Origin of the sequence: Comamonas sp. 17RB (genome assembly GCF_030056555.1) — a bacterium.
In the GTDB taxonomy this organism is placed as follows: Bacteria; Pseudomonadota; Gammaproteobacteria; order Burkholderiales; family Burkholderiaceae_C; genus Comamonas; species Comamonas terrigena.
The window spans coordinates 290,036-302,062 of sequence record NZ_JASHHY010000009.1 but is presented as its reverse complement, the minus strand read 5'-3'; the positions used below and the strand labels follow the sequence as shown (position 1 = coordinate 302,062).

The window sequence follows — 12,027 nt, the reverse complement described above, 5'->3', positions numbered from 1 at the left end:
TGTCTCCTGGCACTGGGCCACGCCGCACGAGACCGCGATCACTTCCGTGACCACACCTTTTTCCTTCAGGCGCACGGCTTCTTCCACCGCAATCTCGTCAAACGGGTTCATGCTCATCTTGACGTTGGCGATGTCCACGCCCGTGCCGTCCGACTTCACGCGGACCTTCACGTTGTAGTCCACCACCCGCTTGACTGGGACCAGTACCTTCATGGCTTTGCTCTTTCCACAAATAAGTGATTGAAATGGATGCCAGCACTTATACAGCAAGCACTGGCAGCTATGAATTCAGGAATTCAGAAATCTGCCTTCCAGATGTACGAATTCCGTTCTTGAAAAACTGCAACTGCAGCATGCATGTACGGTGACAAATCGCCGACGCCCTTTTCCACTCAGTCGAGGCGGGCTTCCGCCAGCTCGATCAGGCTTTTCCACACCGGCATCTCGCGGGCATAGGCCTTGGCAAATTCATCCGGGCTGCTGAACATCGGCAAGAAGCCTGCGCCAGCAATGCGCTCCTGCACCTTGGGATCCTTGGCGGATTCGCGCACCTGGGCATAAATCTGGTCCACGATCTGCTTGGGCGTGCCCGCCGGGGCCGCCATGGCCACCCAGCCGGCAATGGCGTGGCCTCATCGGTCACACCCTGCTCGTGGATCGTGGGCAGGTTGGGCAGCACTGTCATGCGCTGGCGGCCCGTCACACCGATTGCCTTGAGGCGGCCGGAATCGATGAAGGCCTTGGTGTTCTGCGCGCTGGAGAAGCACAGCTGCAGCTGGCCGCCGATCAGTTCCTGGATCATCGGCGCCTCGCCCTTGTAGGCCACATGCGTCATCTCGGCGCCGGTGGTCTTGCTCATGTAGGCACCACCCAGGTGGGCGTACGAACCCACGCCCCAGGAACCGTAGGACACCTTGCCCTTGTTGGCCTTGACCCAGGCCAGCAGCTCCTTCATGTTGTTGGCCGGCACCGAAGGATGCACCACCAGCGTGACCGGCGCCGACGCGATCTGAGACAGCATCAGCAGGTCCTTCAGCGGGTTGTAGGCCATCTTGGTGTAGAGGAACTGGTTGATCATCAGCGAGGTGCTGAGCGACAAGGCCAGCGTGTAGCCGTCCGCGGTCGACTTGGCCACCTGGTCCGTGCCCAGCATGCCGGCTGCGCCACCCTTGTTCTCGACCAGGATGGGCTGACCCATGCGCTTGGACATGGACTCCCCCAGCACGCGGGCCACGATGTCGGTCGCTCCACCGGGGTTGAAAGGCACGATGAAGCGCACAGGCTTGCTCGGATAGGCGGCCTTGGCCCAGGCTGCGTGGGGCAACAAGCTGCTGCCAGCCAGGGCTGCCATGCCTTGCAAGGCGGTGCGGCGGTTGAAATTCGGGGTACCCATGTCGTTGTCTCCTTAGGCAGTCGGTATGGGGAAAGTGAAAGCGCCTCCCGGGCCATCGAGCTGTGGCCCTTGCGGGAATCGCGGTCCTGGCCGCCGTGGGGCGGCCTTCATTCAGGCCTGTGGCAGGGTCAGCACGCCCTTGGCTTGCAGTGCCTGCAGTTCTTCTTCGGGCAGCTGCAGCAGTTGCTGCAGCACTTCCCGCGTGCCTTCGCCCAGCGTGGGGGGTGCATTGCGAATGGGCAGGCGCTGGCCGTCCAGGCGGTACGGGGGCGCGAACACCCAGGTCTGGCCCGCCACGGGGTGGGGCATCTGCTGGAAGACTCCGGCTTGCTTCGTGCGTTCGCTGGTCAGGGCGTCATACAAGCCGGCCACGCGGCCGCTGGGGATGCCGCAGGCGGCCATGCGCTCCAGCAGCACCTCGCGCTCGAACCCGGCAATGATGGCCATCATGATCGGCAACAGTTCCAGGCGGTTCTTGGCACGCTCCACATTGGTGGCAAAGCGTGGGTTCTCGACAATGTCGGGGCGCATCACCACCTGGCGGCAGAACTTGTCGAACTGGCTGTTGTTGCCCACCGCAATGATCAGCGGACCGTCCGCTGCCTCGAACATGCCGTAGGGCACGATGGACGGATGGGCATTGCCATAGCGCTGGGTGTCGTGGCCCAGCAGCATGGCATCCAGGGCGTAGTAGCCGTTGATACCCAGACCGCAGTCGTACAGCGACAGTTCCACCTGGCGGCCACGGCCTGTGCGTTCACGGCGGAACAGGGCCGCCAGCACCGCCTGCGCGGCGTACATGCCGGTCATCAGATCGACCACGGCCACCCCGAACTTCAGCGGCGGCGTGCCCGCTTCGCCGTTGATGGCCATCAGACCGGCTTCGGCCTGGATCACCAGGTCGTAGCCCGGGCGCTTGGCTTCGGGCGTGCTGCTGTTGTAGCCGGCCACGCTGCAGTAGATCAGGTCGGGCTTGATGGCCTTGAGCTGTTCGTAACCGATGCCCAGCTTTTCGGCGCCACCGTGCTTGAAGTTGTGGATCACCACGTCAAACTGCGGCAGCAGGTCGTGGACCAGCTGCACCCCTTCCGGGGTCTGCAGATCCAGGGTGATGGACCGCTTGTTGCGGTTCATGCTGTTGTAGTAGGTGGTCTCGGTCTTGCCGATGCGCATGCCCCAGTCGCGCGTATCGTCACCGCGGCCGGGGTGTTCCACCTTGATCACTTCCGCGCCAAAGTCGGCCAGCACCTGTCCGCACAACGGGCCGGCAAACACACGCGAAAGGTCCAGCACGCGCACGCCTTCCAGCGGGAAATCCATCTCTTGGTCCTGGGCCTGCGCCATCTTTTCTGTCATTGCTCTGTCTCCTTGGATCTGCGCGCGCTCAGTGCTGCTGGCGGCGCAGCTTCACAAAATCGGGGCTGCGCTTTTCCAGGAAAGCGCCAATGCCTTCGCGGGACTCGTCGGTCTCCTGGGCACGCACCATGTACTGGGCTTCCAGCTCCAGTTGCTGCTCCAGCGTGTTCCGGGGGGCCTGGCGGCACAGATCCTTGATGCGGGCCATGGCCTGGTCGGGGCCGGAGGCAATCTGCTGGGCCAGCTGCACGGCCTGCTCCAGTGCCGCACCCGGCTCGGTCAGGCGGTTCACCGGGCCCAACTGGGCCAAGCGTTCACCGCTGATGCGCTCGCCCGTCAGGCACAGCTCGGTCAGCACCTGGCGCGAGACGAACTCGGCCAGGAACGCGGTGGCGCCGCCATCCGGTGTCAGCCCCACTTTCACATAGGCCACGGAAAACACGCTGTTGCGGGCCGCCACCAGCATGTCGCAGGCCAGGGCCAGCGACAGTCCGGCACCGGCTGCCGCGCCTTCCACGGCCGCGATCACCGGCTTGGGGCAATCGCGCACGGCGCGGATCAGGTCGTGCAGGCCTTCCAGCTTGGCACGGCGTTCTTCCATGGGCAGCTCACGGCGCTTGGCCAGTTGGCGCAGATCGCCGCCGGCACAGAAATGACCGCCCTCGCCCGTCAGCACCACGGCCCCCACGGTGGGATCGGTGGCAGCAGCCGTCAGCGCGGTAGCCACTGCGGTATAAAACTCCGGCGACAGCGCATTGCGCGCCGCCACGTTGTTGTTGGAGAGGATCAGCACCTCGCCTTCACGGCGGGTCAGCAGCGGTTCACTCATGTTCTTGTCTCCGTGTGCAATGAAAGCAGGCGCACCGCCCGGCCGGCACACCGGGGTGTGCACGGCAGGGCTGTGGCGCGTAAAAGCCGGCTGATAAGCGCAGGCCTCAGGCCTGCTGGCTCAGCGCCATGAAGCGCTCCAGATGGTGGTCTTCGTCACCGAACTGGTGGTCCAGCAGCACCAGGCGCTTGGCATAGTGGGCCAGCGGCAATTCCCAGGTCATGCCGATGCCGCCATGCATCTGGATGCTTTCCTCGGCCACCAGCGCGCCCACATAGCCGGCTGTGTACTTGGCTGCCGCCAGCACTTTCTCACGGGCCACACCTTCGGCGTTGTCGATGGCATCCGCAGCATTGATGACTGCCGAACGCATCTGCTCTACTTCCAGCAGCAGATCGGCCATGCGGTGCTGCAGTGCCTGGAAGGTGCCAATCGCCACGCCGAATTGCTTGCGGGTCTGCAGGTATTCCAGCGTGCTTTGCTTGGCCACGTCCATGGCGCCCAGCGCTTCGGCAGCCAGCGCCAGCAGCGCATAGCCTTGCACGCGCTCCAGCACGGCATGGCCCTGGCCTTCAGCGCCCAGCAGCGCGTCGGCATCCAGCTGCACGTCGGTGAACGTCAGCTCGGCCGCACGGCCGCCTTCAAAGCGGCTGTAGCCACGCTTGGCGATGCCGGCGGCATTGCCGTCCACCAGGAACAGGCTGATGCCGGCCGTGTCGAACTGGCCGCCGGATGTGCGGGCCGACACCAGCAGCAGATCGGCCTTTTCGCCGAACGCCACCACGGCCTTGGCGCCGTTCAGCGTCCAGCCCGTGGCCGACTTGGCGGCGGTGGCCGCCACATTGCTCAGCTCGTAGTGGCTGCCCGGCTCTTCGTGTGCCAGGGTGGCGATCAAGCCGCCGGCCACGATGTCTTCCAGCTTGGCCTTTTGCGCCTGCGTACCGGCAGCGATCAGCGCCTGGCCGACCAGCAGCGCGCCCAGCAGGGGCTCGGCCACCAGGCCACGGCCCAGGGCTTCAAACACCACGCTGATGTCAAAGCCGGCGCCGCCAAAGCCGCCTTCGCTTTCGGGGAACAGTGCGCCAATGGCGCCCAGTTCGGCGAATTGCGCATACAGCGCAGGGCTGTGGCCTTCGTCACCATAGGCCAGCTGGTTGCGGTGCTCGATGCCGTACTGCTCGGAGACAAAGCGGTTCAGGGTGTCCGCCAGCATGCGGCGGTCTTCGGTGTGTGCGAAGTTCATGTCCGTATTCCTTCTCTGATTTCTCTGTCTGCAATCAGAGACCCAGAATCATCTTGGAGATGATGTTCTTCTGGATTTCGTTGGAGCCGCCAAAGATCGACAGCTTGCGGTAGTTGAAGTAGTTGGCAGCAGCCGTGGCGGCTTCGTCCGGGCCGATCGGGGCCTCGGCATAGCCTTCGTACTGGGCTGCGTCGATATAGGGCACGGCGTACGGACCCATGGCACGGCGGATCAGCGACAGGATTTCCTGGCGGATTTCCGTGCCGCGGATCTTCAGCATCGAGCTTTCCGCACCCGGCACACCGCCCCCGGCCACCGCGGCGATCACGCGCAGGTTGGTGGTCTTCATGTTTTCCAGGTCGATCTCGACCTTGGCCATGCGGGCTGCGAACAGCGGATCCAGGTTCAGCGGCTTGCCGTTCTTGTACACCTTGGCGGCAATCACCTGCAGCTTGGCCAGGGCCGAGATGCAGAAGCCCACGCCGGCAATGCCGGTGCGCTCATAGGTCAGCAGGTACTTGGCGTAGGTCCAGCCCTTGTTTTCTTCGCCCACCAGGTTTTCCACCGGCACCTTCACATCGGTGAAGAAGACTTCATTGACCTCGTAGTCGCCATCCAGCGTGCGGATGGGGCGCAGTTCCACGCCCGGCGAGTTCATGTCGATCAGCAGGAAGCTGATGCCGGCCTGCGCCTTCACTTCGCGGTTGGTGCGCACCAGGCAGAAGATCATGTTGGCGTGCTGGCCCTGGGTGGTCCAGGTCTTCTGGCCGTTGACGATGTAGTGGTCACCGTCGCGCACGGCCGTGGTCTTGACCGACGCCAGGTCCGAACCCGCACCGGGTTCGGAATAGCCCTGGCACCACCAGTCCTCACCGCTCAGGATGCGGGGCAGCCAGTAGTTCTTGTGCGCTTCGCTGCCGTACTTGATCAGCACCGGCCCCAGCATGTTCACGCCGAACGGCACGATGCGGGGGCCGCCAGCCAGGGCGCACTCGGTATCGAAGATGAATTTTTCCACCGCACCCCAGCCCGGGCCGCCATGCTCCTTGGGCCAGTGGTTGGCGTACCAGCCGCGCTCATTCAGGATGGCATGCCATTGCGCCTGGTCTTCCTTGGTCAGGCGTTGACCAGCCTTGACCTTCTTGGCGATGTTGGCAGGCAGCTTTTCCTTCAGAAAGGTCTGCACTTCGGCGCGGAACGCCTCTTCTTGGGGGGTGAATTGGAGATCCATCTCGATTCCTCGGCAAAACTAGATCAGAAAATTTCGAAAAGACCGGCCGCGCCCATGCCGCCGGCGATGCACATGGTCACCACGCCGTACTTGGCCTTGCGGCGCTGGCCTTCCAGCAGGATGTGGCCGGCCAGACGGGCACCGGTCATGCCGAACGGGTGGCCGATGGAGATGGCGCCGCCGTTGACGTTCAGGCGTTCCAGCGGGATGCCCAGCTGGCGTTGGCAGTACAGGGCCTGCGAGGCAAAGGCTTCGTTCAGCTCCCACAGGTCGATGTCTTCCACCTTCAGGCCATGGCGCTGCAGCAGCTTGGGCACAGCAAACACCGGGCCGATGCCCATTTCGTCGGGCTCGCAGCCGGCCACGGCCATGCCGCGGAAAGCGCCCAGGGGTTGCAGGCCCAGGCGTTCGGCCTGCTTGGCTTCCATGAGCACACAGGCGCTGGAGCCGTCGGACAGCTGGGAGGCATTGCCTGCGGTCACGAAGTTGCCTGCTCCCTTGACGGGTTCCAGCTTGGCCAGGCCTTCGAGCGTGGTGCTGGGGCGGTTGCAGTTGTCCTTGGTCGCCACCACGTCGCGGTAGGTGACTTCGCCGGTGTCCTTGTTCTTTTCGGCCATGCGTGCGGCGCAGGCGATGATTTCATTGGCGAACAGGCCTTTTTCCTGCGCCGCCGCCGTGCGCTGCTGGCTCAGCAGCGAGAAGGCGTCCTGGTCTTCGCGGCTGATGCCATAGCGCTTGGCCACCACGTCGGCGGTGTCGATCATGGCCATGAACAGCTCAGGCTTGCGCTCGACCAGCCAGGGGTCCAGGTCGGCGGGCGTGCCCAGGGCGCGGGCACCCGAGATGCTTTCCACACCGCCGGCGATCATGGCGTCCACGCCTTCGGCCACAATGCGGCCGGCCGCAATGGCGATGGACTGCAGGCCCGAGGCGCAGAAACGCGTGACCGTGGTGCCACCGATGGACAGCGGCAGTTCCGCGCGCAGCACGGTCTGGCGGCCCAGGTTCTTGCCCTGCATGCCTTCGGGATTGCCGCAGCCCAGGATCAGGTCCTCGATCATGGCGGGATCGATGCCGGCACGCTCCACGGCGGCCTTGACCGAGTAGGCGGCCAGCTGGGGCGCCGGGGTGACGTTGAACTCACCGCGGTGGGACTTGGCCAGCGGGGTGCGGGCGGTGGAAACGATGACGGCTTCGCGCATGGTGTTTGTCTCTCTGTGCTTATAGGTTTTGATCGCTGCCTGTGACCCGGTGGCATGGATTTCGGGTGGTTTGCATCCTGAAATGCTTGCCTCCGGTGGCCTGGCAGCTCCGTGTGGTGCAGATGGAAGTCGCAGCCCTCCACACCGGCGCGGCCTGGGCCGCAACCGGTGGGAGACTGCCAGCGGCTCTGCGAACCGCTGGAGGGGGGAGAAACCGAGGGGCTTGCGGCAGTGTGCACGGCCGCAGACCCAGGAACGCTCAGACGGCCTTGTTCAGGCTGTCGAAGTTCTTGCCTTCGGCCACCAGCTTTTGCAGCAGCGCGGCAGGCTTCCAGAACAGCGCGTCTTCCTTGGCAAACTCGTTGATGTCGGCCAGCACCTTGTCCAGGCCCACCATGTCGGCGTACTTCATCGGGCCGCCGCGGAAGCGCGGGAAGCCGTAGCCGGACAGGAAGGTCACGTCCACGTCCAGGGGGCGCAGGGCAATGCCCTCTTCCACCACCTTGGCGCCTTCATTGACCATGGCGGCCATGTAGCGGCGCATGATTTCGTCGGCGCTGAACTGGCGCGGTGTCACGCCCTTCTTGGCGCGTTCCTTGTCCACAATCGCCAGCACTTCGGGATCGGCCTGGCCCACGCGGGCACCTTGCGGGTACAGGTAGAAGCCGCGGCCGGTCTTCTGACCGAACCAGCCGTTTTCACAGATACGGTCTGCCACTTCCACGTAGCGGGCCTTGGGGTCGCGCGTGGCGGCACGGCGCTTGCGCGTAGCCCAGCCAATGTCGCCACCGGCCAGGTCGGTCACCTGGAAGGGGCCCATGGGGTAGCCGAAGCCGCGCACGGCTTCGTCGATCTCGTACGGCGAAGCGCCGTCTTCCATGATGTAGTCGGCCGCCTGCTTGTACACGGCCAGGATGCGGTTGCCGATGAAGCCATCGCAGACGCCGGCGCGCACCGGCACCTTCTTCATCTTCTTGGCCAACTCGAAAGCCGTGGTCACCACATCGGGAGCCACCTTGGCAGGCACCACAATCTCCAGCAGCTTCATGATGTTGGCCGGGCTGAAGAAGTGCAGGCCGATCACGTCCTGCGGGCGGCTGGTGGCGGCCGCAATGGCGTCGATGTCCAGGTAGGAGGTGTTGGTGGCCAGCACGGCGCCGGGCTTGCAGACGCGGTCCAGCTCCTTGAACACGGCCTTCTTGACTTCCAGGTCTTCAAACACGGCTTCGATCACCAGGTCCACGTCGGCAATCTCGTCGTAGCTGGTCGAAGGGGTGTAGCGCGCCATGATGGCGGTCTTGGCCTCTTCGGTCATGCGGCCCTTGGCGATCAGGCCGTTGTAGACCTTTTCCACATTGGCCTGGCCGCGGGCGATGGAATCGGCGTCGCGCTCGATCATGGTCACGGTGAGACCGGCATCCAGCGCGGACACAGTGATGCCGGCGCCCATGGTGCCGCCGCCGATGATGGCGATCTTGGCAAAGTGGCGCGGTGCAGCGGCCTTGGCTTCGGGGATCTTGGCGGTTTCACGCTCGGCAAAGAAAGCGTGCACCAGACCGGCACGCTGCGGGCTGTTCAGGCATTCGGTGAACAGGGCGCGTTCCTTGGCCAGGCCTTCGTCAAACGGCAGGTTCACGGCGGCCTGCACGCATTCGATGATCTTCAGCGGCGAGAACAGGCCGCGCGCCTTCTTGGCGGTGTCCAGCGCCAGCATCTGCAGGTCGGCCAGGGCCATGGCCTTGTCGGTGATTTCGATGTCGCGGGTGCGGCGCACGGCCGCCTTGGCAGCCAGCAGCTCGTTGGCATACGCCAGACCTGCCGCCTGGGGATCTTCGCCCTCGACCAGCTTGTCCACCAGACCGGCGGCCAGACCGGCCTTGGCCGACAGGTGCTTGCCGCTGAGCATCAGCTCGGTGGCAGCCTTCACACCCATCAGGCGCGGAGCGCGCTGGGTGCCGCCGGCGCCGGGCAGCAGGCCCAGGCTGACTTCGGGCAGACCCAGCTTGGCGGCGGGCAGTGCCACGCGGTAGTGCGCCGACATGGCCACTTCCAGGCCGCCGCCCAGGGCAGCACCATGGATGGCCGCGACCACGATCTTGTTCGAAGCTTCGATGCGGTTGCACACCTCGGGCAGCGAAGGCGGCACGGGCGGCTTGCCGAATTCACGGATATCGGCACCGGCGATGAAGGCCTTGCCTTCACCCACGATCAGCACCGCCTGCACGGCGGCATCGGCGTCCGCCTGTTCCACTGCCGCCAGCAGGCCGGCGCGCACGGCCTGGCCCAGGGCATTGACAGGAGGATTGTGGATGCTGACCACCAGCACCGCACCTTCGCGGCGGGTCTGGACGGCGGGGGTGAGGACTTCAGCGTTCATGGCACAGGTCTCCAATATTTTTCGATAACAGGAGCCGGCATTCTTTCCGCGACAAAGCTTCTTTACAATCCCCTGAATTATTGACAGACCGTCAAAAGTTATTTGACACTCACCCCTTAGCGATGCCGCCGTGTGCCGGTGGGAGCCAGACCTGCGTATGCCTGGCCGCAGCGGCCATGCCAAGTCCAGACCGCCACAGACAGGCCTGGCACCGCCAGGGATGCCTTGCAACGCACAGCCTCAGCGCACACCACATCTCCATGGACCTCAATGCCCTGACCCTGCTGGTGGAAATCATCGACAGCGGCAACCTGAGCCAGGCTGCCCGCAAGCTGAAGATGACCCGCGCCAACGTCAGCTACCACCTGACCCAGCTTGAAAAAGGCCTGGGCGTGCAGCTGGTCAAACGCACCACGCGGCGGGTGGAACCCACCGAAGTGGGCCTGCGCCTGTACGAGCATGGGCGCAACATCCGCAACGAGCTGGCTGCGGCCCAGGAAACCATCACCAGCCTGGGCGAGGAACTGCAGGGGCGCGTGGGCATCAGCGTGCCCAGCGGCTATGGGCAGATCGTCATGAGCGACTGGCTGATCGAATTCAAGCGCCTGTACCCCGGCATCGTGCTGGACGTGCTGTTCGAAAACCGGGCCGACAACCTGCGCGACGAGGTGGACATCGCCATCCGCGTGATCCAGGACCCCCCGCTGTCGGTGGTGGCACGCAGCCTGGGCAATGTGCGCTATGTGGCCTGTGCGTCGCTGGACTATGCCGCCCAGCACGGCCTGCCACAGACCTTGCTGGAGCTGCGCAATGCGCCGCTGATCACCGCCGGGGTGATGGGCCGCCAGCTGCGGCTGTCCGCCTACCAGGGTCTGGAGCGCCAGGAAGTGGTGCTGGAGCCCACACTGATTTCCGAGCACTTCCCGTTTCTGCGCCAGGGCATTCTGGCCGGACTGGGTGTGGGTCTGGTGCCCGACTATGTGGTGCAGGATGCCGTAGCCAGCGGCGAGGTGCTGACCACGCTGCAGGAATACCGGCTGAGCATCTTCGGCACCCATCTGTATCTGCTGTACCTGCCCAACCGCCACCAGACCCGGGCGGTGCGCACCTGCATCGACTTTTTGCTGGAAAAAGCCCGCAGCCGGAACGGTGCCGACGCCAGCTGAAGCACCCGACAGCACATGAAAAAGGAGCGCCTTCAGCGCTCCTTTTGGGTCTCCTCAGAGAATGGAATAGCGGTCAACCTGGTCAATGTGGTCAGTGGCGACCGTAGCCACGGCCGTAGTAACCCCGTGGGCCTGGCCCCCAGCCGTGACCGCGAGGGCCCCAGTAACCGGGTCGCCAGTCATAGCGCGAGCCGCCCCACAGCCAGATCCCCGGCGTCCAGACATAGGCGGCGCTGGGTGCCACCGGCACCACCTCATAGCGTGCCGGTGGCGGCGAGCCATAGGTGGTGTAGCCGTAGCCGGCATCCACCGGTGCCACCACGCAGCCGCCCAGCAACGCGGCGCTGCCCAGCAACACCGCTCCCAGCGAGCGGCGCAGGGTGTGATTCAACAAGGTGGTCATGGCCACTCCTTCCATACAGTGCCTGCAGGGCTGCAGGCCGAAACTCTCGGCAGAGGGATCAATCCCGGTCACGGTCCGGTCCAGGACGGCGATTGTCAGAACGGTCAGAACGGTCAGAACGCTCCCTGTCCATGCGCCCGCCCGGTCCCGGCCGGGGTCCAGGCGCAGGTGGCGCCACCTGGGGTGGCTGCGGGCGCGCACCCGGGGGCGGAGCCGGTTGTTCTGGACGTGGGCGATCGGGGCGCCCTCCCCATTCCGGTCGCGGCCCCGGAGCCGGGCCCGCTCCAGGCCCCGGACGAGGCGGTTGAATCTGCGGCCGCTCCGGCGGAGGCTGGGGACGTGGCGGCGGCTGAAAGCCCGGCCGCGATGGCGACGGCACGCCCCATCCGGGTCCCGGCTGAGGCCGCGGAGGCGGTGGAGGCGGCTGGTAACCTGGGCGCGGTGGGGGCGGAACGCCCCAGCCCGGCCGTGCCGGCTCCCGCCACAGCGGTGCGCGGTGCGGCGGCTCCCAGCGCCCCGGGCGCCAGTCGTAACGGCTGCCTCCCCAGAACCAGTCCCCACCCACCCAGACATAGTCCGGGTACGGCGACACCGTGCGGTATTCCACACGGGGTGGCGGGGGCGAACCGTACTGGGTGTAGACCACGGTGCTGGAGTCGTAATAGCCCGCGCTGCTGTACCCGCTGTCCACCGGCGGCACCACACAGCCAGTCAGTGCGGCAGCGCCGAACGCAGCCACCAAAACCGCCAGCACCCGGCCGGCGGGCTGTGCCGCATGGCGGGCAGGGCCAGCAGCAGGGGAAACAACGGTCTGAGTCATACAGTGG

10 protein-coding genes and 1 pseudogene are annotated in these 12,027 nt (G+C 65.3%); 1 reads left to right on the top strand and 10 read right to left on the bottom strand.

What is annotated here, in order from left to right:
• From QM470_RS17640 to QM470_RS17605, 8 genes and pseudogenes are all read right to left on the bottom strand, one after another.
• Positions 1 to 213 (bottom strand): electron transfer flavoprotein subunit beta/FixA family protein (locus QM470_RS17640; protein ID WP_502846852.1); only part of this gene is annotated, 213 nt, incomplete at its 3' end.
• Positions 214 to 392: 179 nt separating this feature from the next.
• Positions 393 to 1,393, bottom strand: a pseudogene (locus QM470_RS17635) (Bug family tripartite tricarboxylate transporter substrate binding protein).
• Between the two features lie 111 nt (positions 1,394 to 1,504).
• Positions 1,505 to 2,749 carry a CaiB/BaiF CoA transferase family protein gene (locus QM470_RS17630; RefSeq protein WP_502846851.1) on the bottom strand — a complete coding sequence of 415 codons (1,245 nt, stop codon included), beginning with the start codon at positions 2,747 to 2,749 and terminating at the stop codon, positions 1,505 to 1,507.
• A gap of 28 nt (positions 2,750 to 2,777) precedes the next feature.
• A complete protein-coding gene (locus QM470_RS17625; RefSeq protein ID WP_283340167.1) occupies positions 2,778 to 3,578 on the bottom strand; it encodes an oxepin-CoA hydrolase, alternative type in 801 nt (266 codons plus the stop codon).
• 106 nt (positions 3,579 to 3,684) lie between these two features.
• Positions 3,685 to 4,821, bottom strand: a complete 1,137-nt coding sequence (locus tag QM470_RS17620; protein ID WP_283340166.1) for an acyl-CoA dehydrogenase family protein — start codon at positions 4,819 to 4,821, stop codon at positions 3,685 to 3,687.
• Positions 4,822 to 4,855: 34 nt separating this feature from the next.
• Positions 4,856 to 6,052, bottom strand: a complete 1,197-nt coding sequence (locus QM470_RS17615; protein WP_283340165.1) for an acyl-CoA dehydrogenase family protein — start codon at positions 6,050 to 6,052, stop codon at positions 4,856 to 4,858.
• A gap of 23 nt (positions 6,053 to 6,075) precedes the next feature.
• On the bottom strand, positions 6,076 to 7,254 hold the full coding sequence (locus QM470_RS17610) for an acetyl-CoA C-acyltransferase (RefSeq protein WP_280011251.1): 1,179 nt from the start codon (positions 7,252 to 7,254) through the stop codon (positions 6,076 to 6,078).
• Positions 7,255 to 7,513: 259 nt separating this feature from the next.
• Positions 7,514 to 9,631 (bottom strand): 3-hydroxyacyl-CoA dehydrogenase NAD-binding domain-containing protein, encoded by a 2,118-nt coding sequence (locus tag QM470_RS17605; protein WP_283340164.1) that lies wholly within the window; start codon positions 9,629 to 9,631, stop codon positions 7,514 to 7,516.
• Positions 9,632 to 9,891: 260 nt separating this feature from the next.
• Between QM470_RS17605 and QM470_RS17600 the strand changes: the two genes are divergently transcribed.
• Positions 9,892 to 10,797 carry a LysR family transcriptional regulator gene (locus QM470_RS17600; RefSeq protein ID WP_283340163.1) on the top strand — a complete coding sequence of 302 codons (906 nt, stop codon included), beginning with the start codon at positions 9,892 to 9,894 and terminating at the stop codon, positions 10,795 to 10,797.
• Positions 10,798 to 10,888: 91 nt separating this feature from the next.
• On the opposite strand, the gene QM470_RS17595 is transcribed toward QM470_RS17600, so the two are convergent.
• Complete coding sequence (locus QM470_RS17595) at positions 10,889 to 11,200, bottom strand: hypothetical protein (RefSeq protein ID WP_283340162.1); 312 nt, start codon at positions 11,198 to 11,200, stop codon at positions 10,889 to 10,891.
• Positions 11,201 to 11,258: 58 nt separating this feature from the next.
• Entirely contained in the window at positions 11,259 to 12,020 is a 762-nt protein-coding gene (locus QM470_RS17590; protein ID WP_283340161.1) for a YXWGXW repeat-containing protein, read from the bottom strand.
• Positions 12,021 to 12,027 lie beyond the last annotated feature (7 nt).